Annotated in this window: 13 protein-coding genes, 1 tRNA gene and 3 pseudogenes; 13 read left to right on the top strand and 4 right to left on the bottom strand. The window is 67.4% G+C overall.

From position 1 onward, the window contains the following. Window positions 1-17 precede the first annotated feature (17 nt). Window positions 18-1010 (bottom strand): aldo/keto reductase, encoded by a 993-nt coding sequence (locus QP165_RS09935; protein WP_333995471.1) that lies wholly within the window; start codon window positions 1008-1010, stop codon window positions 18-20. A gap of 7 nt (window positions 1011-1017) precedes the next feature. Next, window positions 1018-2259 carry a dicarboxylate/amino acid:cation symporter gene (locus tag QP165_RS09930; protein ID WP_333995469.1) on the bottom strand — a complete coding sequence of 414 codons (1242 nt, stop codon included), beginning with the start codon at window positions 2257-2259 and terminating at the stop codon, window positions 1018-1020. A gap of 69 nt (window positions 2260-2328) precedes the next feature. Between QP165_RS09930 and glmM the strand changes: the two genes are divergently transcribed. The 7 genes and pseudogenes from glmM (at window position 2329) to QP165_RS09895 (ending at window position 9085) form a co-directional block, all read left to right on the top strand. Next, a complete protein-coding gene (gene glmM / locus QP165_RS09925) occupies window positions 2329-3669 on the top strand; it encodes a phosphoglucosamine mutase (RefSeq protein WP_333995468.1) in 1341 nt (446 codons plus the stop codon). Then, complete coding sequence (locus QP165_RS09920) at window positions 3669-3884, top strand: DUF1272 domain-containing protein (RefSeq protein WP_056017817.1); 216 nt, start codon at window positions 3669-3671, stop codon at window positions 3882-3884. Before glmM ends, QP165_RS09920 begins: the two co-directional genes overlap by 1 nt. A 205-nt stretch (window positions 3885-4089) precedes the next feature. Further along, the gene (thiD, locus tag QP165_RS09915) at window positions 4090-4908 is read left to right on the top strand and encodes a bifunctional hydroxymethylpyrimidine kinase/phosphomethylpyrimidine kinase (protein WP_333995466.1); all 819 of its coding nucleotides are present in this window, start codon (window positions 4090-4092) and stop codon (window positions 4906-4908) included. After that, window positions 4896-5535: pseudogene (locus QP165_RS09910) on the top strand (ribonuclease HII). The gene thiD and the pseudogene QP165_RS09910 overlap by 13 nt, the downstream one beginning before the upstream one ends. A 176-nt stretch (window positions 5536-5711) precedes the next feature. Then, window positions 5712-6854, top strand: a complete 1143-nt coding sequence (locus QP165_RS09905; RefSeq protein ID WP_333995464.1) for a site-specific DNA-methyltransferase — start codon at window positions 5712-5714, stop codon at window positions 6852-6854. A gap of 154 nt (window positions 6855-7008) precedes the next feature. After that, window positions 7009-8067, top strand: a complete 1059-nt coding sequence (gene folP / locus QP165_RS09900) for a dihydropteroate synthase (RefSeq protein WP_333995463.1) — start codon at window positions 7009-7011, stop codon at window positions 8065-8067. A gap of 133 nt (window positions 8068-8200) precedes the next feature. Then, window positions 8201-9085: a bestrophin family protein gene (locus QP165_RS09895; protein ID WP_056017803.1), complete on the top strand. Its 885-nt coding sequence runs from the start codon at window positions 8201-8203 to the stop codon at window positions 9083-9085. Window positions 9086-9139: 54 nt separating this feature from the next. On the opposite strand, the pseudogene QP165_RS09890 reads toward QP165_RS09895, so the two are convergent. Further along, window positions 9140-10554 (bottom strand): annotated as a pseudogene (locus tag QP165_RS09890) (sigma-54-dependent transcriptional regulator). Window positions 10555-10738: 184 nt separating this feature from the next. On the opposite strand from QP165_RS09890, the gene QP165_RS09885 reads away from it, so the two are divergent. The 6 genes and pseudogenes from QP165_RS09885 (at window position 10739) to QP165_RS09860 (ending at window position 15171) form a co-directional block, all read left to right on the top strand. Continuing rightward, a complete protein-coding gene (locus QP165_RS09885; RefSeq protein WP_235532247.1) occupies window positions 10739-10861 on the top strand; it encodes an aa3-type cytochrome c oxidase subunit IV in 123 nt (40 codons plus the stop codon). Window positions 10862-10865: 4 nt separating this feature from the next. Continuing rightward, window positions 10866-12003, top strand: a pseudogene (locus QP165_RS09880) (NAD(P) transhydrogenase subunit alpha). 164 nt (window positions 12004-12167) lie between these two features. Further along, window positions 12168-12461, top strand: a complete 294-nt coding sequence (locus QP165_RS09875) for an NAD(P) transhydrogenase subunit alpha (RefSeq protein ID WP_056017793.1) — start codon at window positions 12168-12170, stop codon at window positions 12459-12461. Window positions 12462-12489: 28 nt separating this feature from the next. Continuing rightward, a complete protein-coding gene (locus QP165_RS09870; protein ID WP_333995462.1) occupies window positions 12490-13923 on the top strand; it encodes an NAD(P)(+) transhydrogenase (Re/Si-specific) subunit beta in 1434 nt (477 codons plus the stop codon). A 131-nt stretch (window positions 13924-14054) separates the two neighbouring features. Next, window positions 14055-15017, top strand: a complete 963-nt coding sequence (locus QP165_RS09865; protein ID WP_333995461.1) for a hypothetical protein — start codon at window positions 14055-14057, stop codon at window positions 15015-15017. 78 nt (window positions 15018-15095) lie between these two features. Further along, a tRNA-Val gene (locus QP165_RS09860) sits at window positions 15096-15171 on the top strand. Between the two features lie 18 nt (window positions 15172-15189). Here the strand turns inward: QP165_RS09860 and mutS are convergent. Next, window positions 15190-17772: a DNA mismatch repair protein MutS gene (gene mutS, locus QP165_RS09855; protein ID WP_333995460.1), complete on the bottom strand. Its 2583-nt coding sequence runs from the start codon at window positions 17770-17772 to the stop codon at window positions 15190-15192. Window positions 17773-17872 lie beyond the last annotated feature (100 nt).

Genomic DNA, 17872 nt, shown 5'->3' with positions numbered 1-17872 from the left:
GAGAGGGTAGGACCCGGTCAGATCCGCGTCATCGACAATGCCTTCTCGCCGTAGCGCGGCCCGGCCGTGCCACCCTTCGGAGCTGCCGCATCGAGCTTGGCCAGATCGTCCGCCGACAGCGTGATCTCCGCCGCCTTCATGCTGTCCTCCAGCGTGACACGGCGCTTCGACCCCGGGATCGGCACGATGTCGCCACCCTGCGCGAGCAGCCACGCCAGCGCGACCTGCGCCGGGCTCGCACCATGCGTGTCCGCGATCCCCTTCACCACCGCGACCATTTCCATGTTCGTGGCGAAGTTCTCCTCCGAATAGCGCGGGTCGTTGCGGCGGTAATCGCCCTCGGGCAGTTCAGATCGCGCGGTGATCTGCCCGGTCAGGAACCCGCGGCCGAGCGGCGAATAGGGCACGAACCCGATCCCCAGCTCGCGGCACAACGGCAGGATCTCGTCCTCGACCCCACGCTCCCACAGCGAATATTCGCTCTGCAGCGCCGCGATCGGATGCGTCGCCGCGGCGCGCCGGATCGTGTCGAGCCCGGCCTCCGACAGCCCCAGATGCCGCACCTTGCCCTCGCGCACGAGCTCGGCCATCGCGCCCACCGTATCCTCGATCGGCACGCCCGGATCGACGCGGTGCTGGTAGAGCAGGTCGATCGTCTCGACGCCGAGCCGCTTCAGCGATCCCTCGCATGCGCGCCGGACATTGGCGGGCGTGCTGTCGACCCCGGTCATGCCGTTCTCGTCATAGCGGAAGCCGAACTTGGTCGCGATCACGACGCCGTCGCGCTTGCCGCGGATCGCCTTGCCGAGCAGTTCCTCGTTGATCAGCGGGCCATAGATTTCGGCGGTGTCGAACAGCGTCACGCCAAGCTCGATCGCGCGGTGGATCGTCGCGATGCTCTCGTCCGCGTTCGCCTCGCCGTACATGCCCTTGCCGATCCCGGCCATCGGCATGCAGCCGAGCCCGAGCGCAGAGACTTCGAAATCGGGTCCGAGCGTACGATATATCATGGCGGTGTCATCCTTCACTGTCACGGGCTCCGCCGCGGCGCGAGAGCGTCACCGTGGTCGCGAGATCCATCATAACGTTCCCCAGCGTCCGGATGATGTCGGGGATCGTCTCGACCGCGACGAGCAGCCCCAGCGGCGCGACCGGTGCCCCGATCGCCGCCGCGATCGGCGCGATCGCGCTGACATAGCTGATCGTGCCCGGCAGGCTGACCGACCCGAGCGAGGTCAGCGTCGCGACGACGACGCCGACCGCGAGCACCGCGGGCGACAGCGGCACGCCGAACCAGAAGGCGACATAGATCGCGACCGCGAGGTTCATCGCCGGCCCGGTCGCGCGAAAGATCGCCACTGCCAGCGGCAGCGTGATCCCCGACGTGGCGACCGGGACGCCAAGTGCGCTCGCCCCCTCGACCATCGACGGGAGCGAGGCGATCGACGACTGCGTGCTGATCGCGACCGCCTGGCTCGGCAGCGCGGCGCGCGCATAGTCGCCGATCCGCACGCGCCCGCCGAACACCGCGATCGGATAGGCGGCAAGCGACACGATGACGCCCACGCCGGCGACGATCAGGATATAATGGACCAGCGCGCCGAACGCGCCGGTGCCCGCGCGTGCGCCGACGACGAGCGCGAGCGCAGAGACGCCGACGGGTGCGATCCACAGGATCCATTCGATCACCACCAGCATCGCGTCGCGCACCGCGGTGAAGAACGCGGTCAGCAGCGCGCGGCCCTTCGCATCGATCCGCGTCATCGCGAACGCGAAGATCAGCGCGAAGATGATGAGCGAGATGAACGCGTTCTCGGCCGCCGCCTTGACGATGTTTGTCGGGATGATCGCGGCCAGGAACTCGCCCAGCGGCGGCGCCGCGCTCATCGCATGCAGCCCGGGGATCGCCGCGCGCAGGCTGGCGGCGGAGTCGGCGGGAATCGGGAACAGCGCGAGCAGCAGCGGCGTCACCAGCGCAGCCGCGGTTGCCGACAGCGCGAGCAGCGCGACATACAGCGCGATCGCCCGCCCCGCGAGCCGCCCGGCCTGCGCCGCCTCCGCGGTCGCTGCGACGCCGGTGATCAGCAGCGAGACCACCAGCGGGACGATCGTCATCTGCAACGCGTTCAGCCAGGCGCTGCCGATCGGCTGTGCGACGGTGATCACCGGACCGACGCTGCCGGGGGCGAACGCGGCGAGCGCGATGCCCGCGGCCAGCCCGATGATCAGGGAGAGAAGAATCCGTGTAGCCTGCGACATGCTCGCCCTTCGTGTGACACCGCGCTATCAACGCCGCCAGACCCCGATACCGGACGGAAAGCATAACGAATGGCAAGGAAATATTTCGGCACCGATGGCATTCGTGGCGCCACCAACCTGTCGCCGATGACCGCGGAGATGGCGATGAAGGTCGGCATGGCGGCAGGCGCCTATTTTCTGCGCGGCGATCACCGCCACCGGGTGGTGATCGGCAAGGATACGCGGCTGTCGGGTTATATGCTCGAATCCGCGCTGGTCGCGGGCTTTACCAGCGTCGGCATGGATGTGGTCATGGTCGGGCCGATGCCGACGCCCGCGGTCGCGATGCTGACGCAGTCGATGCGCGCGGATATCGGCGTGATGATCTCCGCCAGCCACAATCCCTATGCCGATAACGGGATCAAGCTGTTCGGCCCCGATGGCTACAAGCTATCCGATGAGGCGGAGGCCGCGATCGAGGCGCTGATCGACGGCGACGTGCCGCTCGTCGCGTCGAGCGCCATCGGCCGCGCACGCCGGATCGATGACGCGCAGGGACGCTATATCCATTTCGCCAAGTCGACCTTCCCCGAAAATCTCCGGCTCGACGGGATGCGGATCGTGCTCGATTGCGCGAACGGCGCCGCCTACAAGGTCGCACCGTCGGCGCTCTGGGAGCTCGGCGCGGACGTCGTCGCGATCGGTGTCACCCCCAACGGCATCAACATCAACGACGGCGTCGGTTCGACCGCACCGCAGGCGCTCGCCGAGACGGTGGTGGCGAGCGGCGCGGACATCGGCATCGCGCTCGACGGCGACGCGGACCGGCTGATCGTGGTCGACGAGACCGGCACGATCGTCGACGGCGACCAGCTGATGGCGACGATCGCGGCGAGCTGGGCGCGACAGGGGCGGCTCGCAGGCGGCGGCCTCGTCGCCACGGTCATGTCCAACCTCGGCCTCGAACGGCATCTCGCCGCGCAGGGACTGGGCCTGATCCGCACCAAGGTGGGCGATCGCCATGTGCTCGAGAAGATGCGGTCGAGCGGCTATAATGTCGGCGGCGAGCAGTCGGGGCATATCATCCTGTCGGATTATGCGACGACCGGCGACGGGCTCGTTGCGGCGCTCCAGATCCTCGCCGAGGTCAAGCGCTCGGGCGCGCCCGCGGGCGAAGTGCTGCACCGCTTCGAGCCCCTGCCGCAGTTGCTCAAGAACGTCCGGTTCGGCGGCGGCAAGCCGCTCGACGACGAATCGGTGAAAGCCGTGATCGCGCAGGCGGAGGACGAGCTTGTCGGCAAGGGACGGCTCGTCATCCGCCCGTCGGGCACCGAACCCGTGATCCGCGTCATGGCGGAGGGCGACGATCCCGGTCAGGTCGAGCGCGTCGTCGACCGGATCTGCGACGCGGTGCGCAAGGTGGCCGCCTGATGCTCGAGATGCGCCCCAGCTGCGAACGCTGCGCCGCCGAGCTTCCGGCCGATGCGCCCGGCGCGTTCATCTGCTCGTTCGAATGCACCTTCTGCGCGACCTGTGCAGACGCGCTCGACGAACGTTGCCCCAATTGCGGCGGCGAACTGCTCGACCGCCCGACGCGGTTGGGCGAAGCGCCCCCGCAAAGGCCGGCGTCGGGCAGGCGGCACTAAACACCTTTCCAACCTCTACCACCCCCGGCGAAGGTCGGGGCCCAATTGGAAAGGCGTCGGTAACGGATCTGCCCTCTGCCAGCAGCAGCCCCCGGTTGGGCCCTGGCCTCCGCCGGGGCGGTGGTGAAGGCATGGCCCCTGTCCCGTACCGCACCGACTATGCCATAGCCCAGCCCATGACCTCCAACCCCGCCCGGCACCGCCAATGACCGCCAGAATCCTCATCATCGCCGGCTCGGATTCAGGCGGCGGCGCCGGCATCCAGGCGGACATCAAGACCGTGACGATGCTCGGCGGCCATGCGATGACCGCCATCACCGCGATCACCGCGCAGAACACGCTCGGCGTTCAGGCGGTCCACCCGGTGCCCACCAGCATCGTCCTCGCGCAGATCGACTCGGTCGTGTCCGACATCGGCGTCGACGCGGTAAAGATCGGCATGATCGGCTCGGCAGAAACTGCCAACGCCGTCGCCGACCGCCTGACCGTCTTCGCGGGAGAACATGGCGGGGAGGACCATCGCCTCGCCAAAAGCATCCCCATCATCTTCGACCCGGTCATGATCGCCAGCAGCGGCTCGGTGCTCGCCGCCCCCGACACCATCGGTGCGTTCGCCCGCCTCATGCGGGTCGCCACGCTCGTCACCCCCAATCTCCCCGAGCTCGCCGCCCTTGGCGGCGAGGCGGCGGTGCGCGCGCTCGGGCCGGCCGTGCTGATCAAGGGTGGGCACGGCGAGGGTGAGCAGATCACCGACCGCCTCGTCACCGACGCCGGCGACACGCGCTGGACCAACCCCCGCATCGAAACCCGCCACGCGCACGGCACCGGTTGCACGCTCGCCAGCGGCATCGCCACGGGGTTGGCGCAGGGCATGCCGCTCGACGCGGCGATTGAGCGCGCGATCGCGTTCGTCCGCGCCGCGCTTGCACAGCCGCCGGGGCTGGGTGCAGGGCACGGGCCGATGGGGCACGCGCTCGGCGTCAGCCCGTTCGACCAGTTGAAAGACCGCAAATGCCCGGCATGAAACACGAAAAGCTGTGCGTTGGCCCCGTCGCCGGCGTCGACGAAGCTGGCCGCGGTCCGCTCGCCGGCCCGGTGGTCGCGGCCGCGGTGATCCTGCCCGCCAAAGGCGTCCCCCGCGGCATCGACGATCTCGAAGAAGCTCTCCGCCTCCGAACGCGAACGGCTCTGCGCGCGGCTGAAGGGCTGTGCGATCGTCGGTATCGGCATCGTCGAGCCCGACGAGATCGACACGCTCAACATCTACTGGGCGACGATGAAGGCTATGACGCTTGCGGTCGATGCGCTCGCCACAGAACTCGGCCACGCGCCGGGCCATGTCCTTGTCGACGGCAACCGCCTGCCGCGCTGGACCTACCCCGCCACCCCGCTGGTCGGCGGCGATGTCAAATCGCTGTCGATCGCCGCGGCCTCGATCGTCGCCAAGCACACGCGCGACCTAATCATGATCGCCGCCGCCGACCTCCACCCCGAATATAACTGGCATTCGAACAAGGGCTATGGCTGCGCGCACCACATGAAGGCGCTGCGCAACCACGGCCCCACGCCGATTCACCGCCGCAGTTTCGCGCCCGTCGCCGCGGCCTACCTGGCGCGCGAGGGACTCTTCGTAAAGGAAACGACGAGCTGAGTCTTTTGCGCCACACCCCAAGGGCTTGAGGCGCACGTCTTCCACGACTCAATATCTGGAGGACGGCGACTCGATTGGTCGCATCCGCCGAATCGCGTGGGGAAGCCGTTAACGATTGTTTGCTTGACGGAGTCGGACAATTCCGCCGCTATGCAGGCCGACAAGGGGCGGAAAACATGGGTTTGATCGACACGATCGCGCGGCCGCGCGCGGCAAAGAAGGTAGCGGAACCGGCGGTTCAGCCGGTTCTTCCGCTCGACCAGATCCTGCGCGGCGACTGTATCGAGCGGATGAAGGCGTTGCCGTCGAACTCGATCGACATGATCTTTGCGGATCCCCCCTATAATCTCCAGCTCGGCGGCGAACTCTATCGCCCCGACGGCAGCCATGTCGACGCGGTCACCGACGACTGGGACAAGTTCGACACCTTCGCCGCCTATGACCGCTTCACCCGCGCCTGGCTCAAGGAGGCACGTCGGATCCTCAAGGACGACGGCTCGCTCTGGGTGATCGGCAGCTATCACAACATCTTCCGCGTCGGCGCGGCGGTGCAGGATCTCGGCTACTGGATCCTCAACGACATCGTCTGGCGCAAGACCAACCCGATGCCCAATTTCCGCGGCACGCGCTTCACCAACGCGCACGAGACTTTGATCTGGGCATCGAAGGGCGAGAAGGCGAAGTACCACTTCAACTACCGCGCGATGAAGACGCTCAACGACGAGCTCCAGATGCGTAGCGACTGGGAATTCCCGACCTGCGGCGGCGCCGAGCGGCTGAAGAAGAACGGCACCAAGGTCCATCCGACGCAGAAGCCCGAGGCGCTGCTGTACCGCATCCTGCTCGCCTGCACCGAGCCCGGCGACGTGGTGCTCGATCCGTTCTTCGGCACCGGCACGACCGGCGCGGTCGCCAAGCGGTTGGGGCGCAGCTGGATCGGGATCGACCGCGAGGGCGACTATATCGAGGCCGCGCACGAGCGGATCGAGGCCGCGCTACCGCTCGACGAATCCGCGATCCGCACGATGATGAGCCCGCGCACGCAGCCCAAGGTCGCGTTCGGCGTGCTGGTCGAGAATGCGTATCTGACGCCCGGCACGGTGCTGACCGATTCGAAGCGGCGGTGGCGCGCAACGATCCGCGCGGACGGCTCGCTGCTCAGCGACTGCGGCACGATCGGCTCGATCCACAAGCTCGGCTCGACGCTCCAGAACGCGCCCGCCTGCAACGGCTGGAGCTTCTGGCATTACGAGAGCGACAAGGGGCTCAAGCCGATCGACGACCTCCGCCAGACTTATTTGTTGGCGACGACGGTCTGAGCAAAGTTCCGTTCGTGGCGAGTAGAGACCGAGCATAGTCGAGGGCTCGTATCGAGGGACATGTCCTTCGATACGCCATCTCGACAAGCTCGATGTCTGCTCGAGACGAACGGCGTGGGTTTGATCGAGCGACGGATTTGGGGAAAAGGGGATCATGACCAGCCTCCACCTCCGCCCCGTCCAGTTCGTCGACACGCCGATCGGCCACCCCGACGGCAGCGTCGCGCGGCTCGCGGGCGGGATGCAGTGGTTCGCCGCCTATGAGGTGATCGAGGGGCGTGACCGGCGCACGGTGCCGGTCGCCGACGTCGCGACGCTGGGCGCGCGCGCCGCGCATCTCCACGACGCCATCACCGCCCCGCGCTCCGCGCTCCGGCTCGGCGAGCGGACGCTGCGCTTCGACCAGCCACTCGTCGCGGGCATCCTCAATATCACCCCCGACAGCTTTTCGGACGGCGGCAAGCATGTCGGCGATCCCGCCGCTGCCGCCGCCGCGGGGATCGACATGGCCGCGGCGGGCGCGACGATGATCGACGTCGGCGGCGAATCGACGCGGCCCGGCGCACCCGCCATATGGGAGGGCGACGAGATCGCGCGGCTCGTCCCCGTCGTCACCCGGCTCACGCGCGCGGGCGCGATCGTCTCGGTGGACACGCGCAAGGCGGGCGTCATGGAGGCGACGCTCGCCGCCGGGGCGCATCTCGTCAACGACGTCGCCGCGTTGCTGTGGGACGACCGCGCGCTCAAGGTCGTCGCGACGAGCGGCTGCCCCGTCGTGCTGATGCACTCGCCCGATCCCAAGGACGGCGGCCATGGCCGGATCGGTTACCGCGACGTCGTCACCGACGTGTTCGACTGGCTCGAGGCGAGGATCGCCGCGGTCGTCGCGGGCGGGGTCGACCGGGCGCGGATCCTCGTCGATCCGGGCATCGGCTTCGGCAAGACGCTTGCCGATAATCTCGCGCTGCTCAACGGGCTCGCGCTGTTCCACGGCCTGGGTTGCCCGATCATGCTGGGGGCAAGTCGCAAGCGGCTGATCGGTGCGCTGTCGAACGAGGCGCCGGTCGGGGAGCGGCTGGCCGGATCGCTTGCGTTGGCGATCAAGGGGGCAGATGCCGGGGTGCAGATCCTGCGCGTTCACGACGTCGCCGAGACCGTTCAGGCGCTCAAGGTGTGGCGTGGACTGCGCGACCAGTCGTTGAGCGGGGGCTGATCGCCGCGGCGTGTCCGGGGCCCGGCGACGTGGCGCGATTCCGCGGCCAGTCGCTTGGCTGGGGCTGGTCACCGCTGCATTGCAGCGAAACCGGTCTTCGCGCATTAGAGGCGCGTAAACAAGGAGCTGCCCGTTGATCGTCACCGCAACCCCTCGCTTAAGTCAGATCCTCAGCGAGGTGTGGCGCCCGCTGCTCGGACTGTTCGTCTGGGACGTGATCGTGACGGTCACCTATTATGTCCTGCCATTTCACGCGCCGTCGCTGCCGCTGACGCTGTTCGGTACCGCGCTCGCGCTGTTTCTCGGGTTTCGCGACAACTCCGCCTATCAGCGCTGGTGGGAAAGCCGCGGGCTCTGGGGGCTGATGACCAATGCCTCGCGCAGTCTTGCGCGTATGACGCGCAACATGCTGCCCGAGCCCGAGGGGCATGATCTCAAGCGCACGATCGTGCTCCGCCAGATCGCCTATGTGAACGCACTGCGGTGCCAACTCCGCCGCCAGCCGATCGCGCCCGAGGTGCTGCGCTTCCTGTCGGAGGACGAGGCGGCCTATGCGCTGGCCCGGACCAATCCCGCCAACGGCCTGCTCGACGGCACCGGTCGCCGGATCGACATCGCGCGCCGCAACGGCTGGATCGATACCATCCAGCAGACCCAGTTCGAAAGCATCCTCGTCGATATCGCGAATGCACAGGGCGGGATGGAGCGGATCAAGAACACGCCGCTGCCCAACCAGTTTCGCTTCTTCCCCAGCCTGTTCACGCGACTGTTCTGCGTGCTGTTGCCGATCGGCTTGGTCGAGACGCTGGGCTTCGCAACGCCGATCGGCTCGACGATCGCTGGGCTGATGTTCCTTGCCGTGCTGCAGATCGGTGACGATCTGGTCGATCCGTTCGCGGACACGATTCACGACGTGCCGCTCAACGCGATGTGCCGCACCATCGAGATCGATCTGCTTCAGTCGATCGGCGACGAGGCGCCGAAGCCGCTGACCCCCGTCAAGGGCGTGCTCTGGTAGAACGCGGGTGGCGACGGTTCCGGGGCAATCGCGCCGGAACCGCGGCCGCAGTAATCACGCCGCGTTGTCGATCCCGAGCTCGCTGAGCTTGCGATAGAGCGTCGACCGGCCGATTCCAAGGCGACGCGCTACCTCCGTCATCCGGCCGCGATAATGGCCGATAGCGAGGCGGATGACGTCAGCCTCGATCTCTTCGAGCGTCCGCAGATGCCCGTCGGCATTGAACAACGTGACGCCCCCGCCACTCGCGACCGATGGCTTGGTATGCCGCTGCCGGGTGCCGAGCGCGGCGATCTGCGGAAAGTCGGCGCGGGTCAACGCATCGCCCTCGCAGAGCACTGCGGCCCGGAAGAGCGCGTTCTGCATCTGGCGGACATTGCCCGGCCAGTCATATTGCACGAGCAACGCGAGCGCGTCGTCGGTGATGCCGAGCGGTCGCAACCCCGGCTGCTGCGCGATTCGCGAGAGCAGGTGGCGGGCAAGCGCAGGAATGTCGCCCGCGCGTTCGCGCAGCGGCGGGATCGTGACCTGCACCGCGTTCAGCCGATAGCAGAGATCCTCGCGGAACCGTCCGGCATCGACCTCGTCGAGCAGCGTCGTGTTGGTTGCGGCGATCACCCGCACGTCGACCTGCTGGAGGTGCCGGCCGCCGAGCGGCTGGACCTCGCCGGTGTTCAGTACGTGGAGCAGCTTGGCCTGCGCGGCGAGCGGCATCGCGCCGATCTCGTCGAGGAACAACGTCCCACCATCGGCCTCCTGGAAACAGCCGACCCGCCGTTCGAACGCGCCGGTGAACGCGCCCTTCTCGTGGCCGAACAGCATGCTCTCGACCAGATTGGCGGAGATGGCGCCGCAATTGACGCTGATCATCGGCTTTTCGCGCGCGGCGATGCGGCGTGGATCGCCTCGGCGATGACTTCCTTGCCAACGCCGCTCTCGCCTTCGAGCAGGACCGCGACACGCGCCCGCGCGGCCTTTGCGGCGATCGCCAACGCGGCGCGGAAATCGGGGGATGACCCGACGATCTCGTCGAACGCGAGCAGCGCGGGGATCTTCTCGGTCAGCGGACGCAACTCGCCCGCCGTCGTGCCTGCCATCACTGCGTCGAGCGAGGCGAGCAGGCGTTCGGGAGCGAGCGGCTTGACGAGGAAGTCGGTCGCGCCGGCGCGCATCGCCCGGACCGCCTGTTCGACCGATCCGTCGGCGGTCAGCATCAGGATCGGCAGCGCGGGGCGTCGCGTCCGCAATTCCGCGATCAGCGCGGCGGCGTCGTCGTCGGGGGCCGAGCGATCGAGGATGATCGCATCGAGCTGCGCGCCGTCGTCGGTGGCCAGCGTCGCGATCGCGGCTTCGCCATCATCCGCAAAGATCGCGCGCCAACCCCCGCGTGCTGCCAGCGCCGCGACGAGTCGCCGTTGCGCCGTCTCGTCGTCGATCAGAAGTAACAGCCGCTGCCCGTTGCGCGTCATGGCATATCCCGTCCCATAGCAGGACGGTCCCTAAACGGGACAGGTAAAGGGCACCTTAAGCGCATGAACGATTCATGCCCGGCCTACCGGCCGCTGGCGAGTGCTTTGCCGGGGGTAGGGGTTGAGGCTCAGGGTTTGCCCGGATAAGGTCCGCGCAGAGCAAAATGGCGCAAGGGACGGGATCATGGCTGACGATACGAATATGAAGAGCCATGTGGCGACCTATGGCAGCATGATCGGCGTAATGAAATGGGGCGCGATGGCCTGCGCGCTGCTTGTCGCGATTGTCATCTGGCTGATTGCATAACCCGATGAAAATCGCCGTCCTGAAAGAACATGCGGACGGCGAGCGGCGGGTTGCCGCAACGCCGGAAACCGTCCGGAAATTCGCGGCGCTGGGCGCGACGCTGGCGGTCGAGACGGGCGCCGGTGACACCGCCTCGATCGCCGATGCCGCGTACCGCGATGCGGGCGCGAGCGTCGGGGATCGTGCCGCGACGCTCGCAGGTGCCGACATCGTGCTCGGGGTGCAGGGGCCGGCTGCGTCATCGCTGACGGGCGTTTCGCGCGGCGCCTGGATTGTCGCCAGCCTCGATCCGTTCGGCACCGGGCCGGATCGCGGACGCGCGCGCGTCGACGACTATGCCGCGGCGGGTTACGAGGCACTGGCGATGGAGTTCATGCCGCGGATCACGCGCGCGCAGTCGATGGACATCCTCTCCTCGCAGTCGAACCTGTCGGGGTACAAGGCGGTGCTCGACGCCGCTGCCGAATACGGCCGTGCGTTTCCGATGATGATGACCGCGGCCGGCACGATCAGTGCCGCCAGGGTGTTCGTGATGGGGGTCGGAGTCGCGGGACTCCAGGCGATCGCGACCGCCCGCCGGCTCGGCGCGCAGGTGTCCGCCACCGACGTCCGCGCGGCGACTCGCGAACAGATCCAGTCACTGGGGGCCAAACCGATCTTCGTCGAGACCGTTGCCGGGATCGAGGGCGAGGGGGCGGGCGGCTATGCCGGCGAGATGAGCGCCGAATATCAGGCGGCGCAGGCCGAACTGGTGTCGGGGCATATCGCCAAGCAGGACATCGTGATCACCACCGCGCTGATCCCCGGCCGCCCCGCGCCGCGGCTGATCTCGGCGGCGCAGGTCGCGAGCATGAAGCCCGGTTCGGTCATCGTCGACCTCGCGGTCGAACAAGGTGGCAATGTCGAGGGCGCCATCGCCGGCGAGATCGTGGACGTGAACGGCGTCAGAGATCGTCGGTCACCGCAACGTGCCGAGCCGCCTTGCCGCCGATGCCAGCGCGCTGTTCAGCCGAAACCTGTTCAACTTTCTCAGTGCCTTCTGGGACAAGGATGCGGGCCGCCCGGTCCTCGACGCGGAGATCGGTGACGCGATCCGGCTGACCAGGGACGGCAAGGTGGTCAATGCGCGACTGCTCGCATGACCCCGCGCCTCGGCTGGCGGGTGCACGGGGATACGATAATGCTGTCCTACATCGGCCGGTTCTGCTTACCTCTTCATGCGGCGGGCCAGATGAGAGGTATCGAATGTTGAGACAGTGCCAGACCCTCGACTTCCTCAACTTAAGCGCGCGGCGCGGGAGCTGACATGGACTTTATCGGGATCCTGTCGATCTTCGTGATGGCCTGCTTCGTCGGCTATTACGTCGTCTGGTCGGTGACGCCGGCGCTCCACACGCCGCTGATGGCGGTGACCAATGCGATCTCGAGCGTGATCATCGTCGGCGCGCTGATCGCATCGGCTGCCGCCGGCTCGCCCGTGGCCAAGTATCTCGGGCTGCTCGCGGTCGTGCTGGCGAGCGTCAATATCTTCGGCGGCTTTGCGGTCACCGCACGGATGCTGGCGATGTACAAGAAAAAGGAACGGCCGGTCGCCAAGTGACCGTCACGGATCCGAGGGGAACTGAGTGATGCATGACGTGGCGGTAAACCCGTGGGTGGCGCTGGCCTATCTTGTCGCAGGCGTGTGCTTCATCCTCGCGCTGCGCGGTCTGTCGAGCCCGGCGACGAGCCAGCGCGGCAACCGGTTCGGGATGATCGGCATGACGATCGCGGTCGTCACGACGCTCGTCACGCATCTCAACGTCGGGATCTGGGAGATCGTCGTCGCGATCGGGATCGGTGCCGCGATCGGGCTCGTGACCGCGCGGCGGATCGCGATGACCGCGATGCCGCAGCTCGTCGCTGCGTTCCATTCGCTCGTCGGGCTTGCCGCGGTGCTGGTCGGGATCGCTGCCTATCTCAACCCTCAGGCGTTCGGCATTTCCGACCTGATGATCCCGCTACTCGGCGATCCGGTCGCGATCATCCGGCCCGTCAGCCGGATCGAACTGGGCCTGGGCGTCGCGATCGGTGCGATCACCTTCTCGGGCTCGGTCATCGCGTTCCTGAAGCTCAACGGCAACATGGGCGGCAAGCCGATCATGCTGCCCGGTCGCCACGTCATCAACATCGCGCTGCTCGCCGGCATCCTCGGGCTCATCGCCTATTTCGTGACCGACCAGGCGCCGTGGATCTTCTGGACGATCACGGTGCTCAGCTTCGTCATCGGCTTCCTGCTGATCGTGCCGATCGGGGGCGCGGACATGCCGGTGGTCGTCAGCATGCTCAATTCCTATTCGGGGTGGGCGGCCGCGGCGATGGGCTTCACGCTGCACAACACCGCGATGATCATCACCGGCGCGCTGGTCGGATCGTCGGGCGCGATCCTCAGCTACATCATGTGCCGCGCGATGAACCGCAGTTTCATCAGCGTGATCGCGGGCGGCTTCGGGCAGTCCGCGGACGCGGGCGGACCCGCGGCCGCGAGCGATCGGCCTTGGAAGCGCGGCTCGGCGGAGGATGCGGCGTTCCTAATGAGCCAGGCCGAGCAGGTCGTCATCGTGCCCGGCTATGGCATGGCGGTCGCGCAGGCCCAGCACGTCCTGCGCGAGATGGGCGACAAGCTGAAGGCCGAGGGGGTCCGCGTGAAATACGCGATCCACCCGGTTGCGGGGCGGATGCCGGGGCACATGAACGTGCTCCTGGCGGAGGCGAACGTGCCCTATGACGACGTCTTCGAACTCGAGGACATCAACAGCGAGTTCGCGCAGACCGACGTCGCGTTCGTGATCGGCGCGAACGACGTGACCAATCCGGCTGCGAAGACGGACAAGTCCTCGCCGATCTACGGCATGCCCGTGCTCGACGTCGAGAAGGCGAAGACGGTGCTGTTCATCAAGCGGTCGATGGGCGGTGTGGGCTACGCCGGCGTCGATAACGAGCTGTTCTACCGCGACAATACGATGATGTTGCTCGCCGACGCGAAGAAGATGGTCGAGGAAATCGTCAAGGCGCTCGACTGACGCGCTGACGATGTCGGCCGCGATCCCGGCCCGGGCATCGCGAAGTCCGCCGGGATCTGATCCAGTTCGGGTGTAACCACGGTCTGTTTCATGGCCTATTGCCCGTTCCGATCGAGACGGAAGGGGCGGCCATGGCGATGCACGAGCCAGCGAACGACATTCGGTACGACAACGGTGTCGAAGCGGTTCTGATCGCCGACCCGTCCACGTTTCTGTCTTCGCGAGATGCCGGGAGCGACCGGCTGGCGACGGCGTTCACTGCGCTGGGCGGACGGATGGCGGGACGGATCGGCTGGCATGATTCGCTGGAACGACAGACCGTACCGCGGGTCGTGCTCGTCGATGCGGCGGGGATCGAACCCGGGACGATCGCCGAGCGTCTGGGTGCGATCGTTGCCTGGGCTGCCGGCGACCGCGCCGCGCTGGTCATCGCGCTTGCACCCGAGCAGATCGATGCGATCGCCGCGGTGACGCTCGGTGGTGGAACCGCGCTGCTGGTGAACCCCGGGATCGGCGAATGCGTCGGCGCGGTGGCGCAGGCGATCGAGCAGGCGCGGGGTCCCGACAGCGTGTTCGATATTAATCGCGAAAGCGATAGCGCCCGGCTCGAGCGACTGAACGTCGAGGTGAGCCGTATCGCCGAGGCGCTGGCGCGCCTTACGCGGACCGAACAGGAAAGCGATCGCCGGCCGCCGTCAATCGTCGGGGACCGCATCGATCGGTACGGTGCGCCACCCGCCATTCCGTCGCATGGCGCCCCCGAAATCCGCCGCGCCATCCGCACGCGGCGAATGCGCGACCAGTTCTTCACGAAGACATTGTTCGAGGATCCGGGCTGGGACATGTTGCTCGATCTCTATGCAGCCGAACTCGAAAGCCGGCGCGTATCGGTGTCGAGTCTGTGCATCGCATCCGCCGTAGCGGCGACGACGGCGTTACGTTGGATCGCGCGGATGACCGACGACGGCCTGTTCGAACGCGAGCGCGACCCGCACGACCGCCGCCGCGCCTATATGGCGCTGTCGTCGCAAGCGCGCGCCGCGATGCACGGCTATATGACGAGCGTCCTGCGCGAGGAATTGCGGATTGCCTGACAGATGGTCGCATTGGGGGTTGCCCCCAGGCCCGCGCTTTGGCATCGGGCATGGGTCTCCGGGGCCTGGTCCTCGTGAGGGCGCTTAGCTCAGCTGGTAGAGCGGCTCGTTTACACCGAGTAGGTCGGCGGTTCGAACCCGTCAGCGCCCACCATATGCACCGATAGGGTTGCTACGCGTCCTCCCTGGCAAGCGCCTTAAGGCGATACAGCGCCTCGAGCGCATCGCGCGGGCTCATCGCGTCGATATCGAGCTTTGCCAGATCCTCGCGAAGCAGGTCGCACGCCACCTCCTCGACCTGCGCGGCTGCGGCGAACAGCGGGAGGTCGTCGAGGCCGGCGGCAAGTCCGCCCGTCTTCGCACGGCCCGCCTCCAGCTTGGCGAGAACGGCCTTGGCCCGCTGCACCGTGACCGGCGCCATGCCCGCCAACCGCGCGACCGCAAGACCATAGCTGCGGTCGGCCGGACCGTCGGCGAGTTCATGCAACAGGACGAGCTCGCCCTTCCATTCGCGCGCACGAACGTGGTGCAACGAAAGCGCGTCGCACCGCTCGGCAAGACGCGTCAGCTCATGATAGTGCGTGGCGAACAGGCATCGGCAGCGATTATCCTCGTGGATCGCCTCCACCACCGCCCAGGCGATCGCGAGCCCGTCATAGGTCGATGTACCGCGCCCGACCTCGTCGAGGATCACGAACGAGCGCGGCGTCGCCTGCGCGAGGATCGCGGCAGTCTCGACCATCTCGACCATGAATGTCGATCGGCCGCGTGCAAGATTATCCGATGCCCCGACACGGCTGAACAGCCGATCGACGAGCCCAAGCGTCGCCTTGCTCGCAGGGACGTAGCTTCCCGCCTGCGCAAGGACCGCGATCAACGCATTCTGGCGGAGAAACGTCGACTTGCCGCCCATGTTCGGCCCGGTAACGAGCCATAGTCGCGACGATTCGGACAGGTTGCAGTCGTTAGCAACGAACCGGTCGCCGGACTTGGCGACCGCCGCCTCGACGACTGGATGCCGCCCGCCCTCGATCTCGAAACAGGCGTGATCGACCAGCGTCGGGCGTGCCCAGCCCCCCTCGGCTGCACGTTCGGCGAGCCCCGCCGCGACGTCGAGGCGAGCGAGTGCGTCCGCTGTCGCGGCGATGGCCTCACGAACGGCCAGTGCCCGGGCGGTGAGATCCTCGAGATGGGCCGATTCCGCCGCCAGCGCATGTGCACCCGCCTGGCTGACCTTCGCTGCGACCTCGTGAAGCGCGGGGGTATTGAAGCGCACCACGCCGGCGAGCGTCTGGCGGTGCGTGAAGCCGCTTTCAGGTTTCATCAACGGGTCGGCAACGCGCGCCGGAACCTCGACGTGATAGCCGAGCACGCCATTGTGGCGGATCTTCAGGGCAGCGATGCCGGTGGCCGTCCGGAACTCCGCCTCGAGGGCTGCAATCGCGCGCCTGCCACCCGCACCCGTGTCGCGGAGATCGTCGAGTGCCGCGTCATACCCCGCCGCGATATAGCCGCCATCGGAAGCCTCGATCGGCGGCGAAGGGACGAGCGCCCGTTTCAACAGGTCGATCACCGCGCCATGTCCGCGCAGCTGCGGCGCGATCTCGCTGAGCAGCTGCGGTCCATCGGCGATGTCATCCAGTCGTTCGCCGAGGTTCCACGCACCGTCCAGCCCATCGCGCAACTGGCCAAGATCGCGCGGCGAACCGCGTCCCGCCGCCAGCCTTCCCAGTGCGCGGCCAATGTCAGGCAGTGCACGCAACGTTGATCGCAACCGTTCGCGCAGGCCCTGATCCTCATGAAACAGCCGGACTAGATCCAGCCGTGCGTCGATGGCGGCCTTGTCCATGAGCGGGGCTCCCAGATCGGCGCCCAGCAATCGTGCCCCCGCGCCGGTCACCGTACGGTCGACCGCATCGAGCAGACTGCCCTTTCGAGCGCCACCCGTCGTGCAGGTCAGTTCGAGGCTCTCGCGCGTCGCTGCATCGATCGCCATCGTTTCGGTAGCACGACCGATCCGCGGCGGCCGTAGAAAGGGCAGCGCGCCCTTCGCGTTATGTTCGAGATACGCGACGAGACCGCCCGCCGCGGCGAGTCCTGCACGTCCGAATTGACCAAAACCGTCGAGCGTCGCGACGCCGTACAGGCGCTTCAGTCGCGCCTCGCCTGCGTTGCTGTCAAAGTCCGTCTTGGGGCGCAAGGTCGTGGCAACCTCTTCGTATCCGCCGGTCTCCGATGCGACGACTTCGGCAGCGCCCAATCGCGCGAGTTCGGCGCCAACCGCGTCGCTTGCGACTTCGACGATCTCGAACCGCCCCGTCGAGACGTCGGCGGCGGCGATCGCGACGGTGCCGCCCGCCTCGCCGATCGCGACGCACCAATTGTCCGAGCGCGCGTCCAGCAGCGCTTCCTCGGTCAGCGTCCCCGCCGTCACGACGCGGACGATCGCGCGCGCGACAAGTGCCTTCGATCCGCCGCGCGCCTTGGCTTCTGCCGGGCTTTCGACCTGCTCGGCGATTGCGACGCGGTGGCCAGCCTTGATCAGGCGCTGGAGATAGGCGGTGGCGGCGTGGACCGGAACGCCGCACATCGGGATCGGCTTGCCGTCATGTTCGCCCCTTGCGGTGAGGGCGATGTCGAGCACGGCCGCGGCGATCCGCGCATCGTCCATGAACAGTTCGAAAAAATCTCCCATGCGATAGAATAGCAGGCAGTCGTCGGCCTCCGCCTTCAGGCCGAGATATTGCGTCATCATGGGGGTAGGGGCAGGAGTGGGCATTGCCGCGGGGTAGCGAAAGACGCGTCAGGCTCCAATAGCGCTCGCATGGACCGCTCAAGGGGTGACGAACAGCCAC

The sequence above is a fragment of the Sphingomonas sp. 22R3R2A-7 genome (assembly GCF_036856055.1).
In the GTDB taxonomy this organism is placed as follows: Bacteria; Pseudomonadota; Alphaproteobacteria; order Sphingomonadales; family Sphingomonadaceae; genus Sphingomonas.
This window is presented reverse-complemented; position numbering and strand designations above follow the sequence as displayed.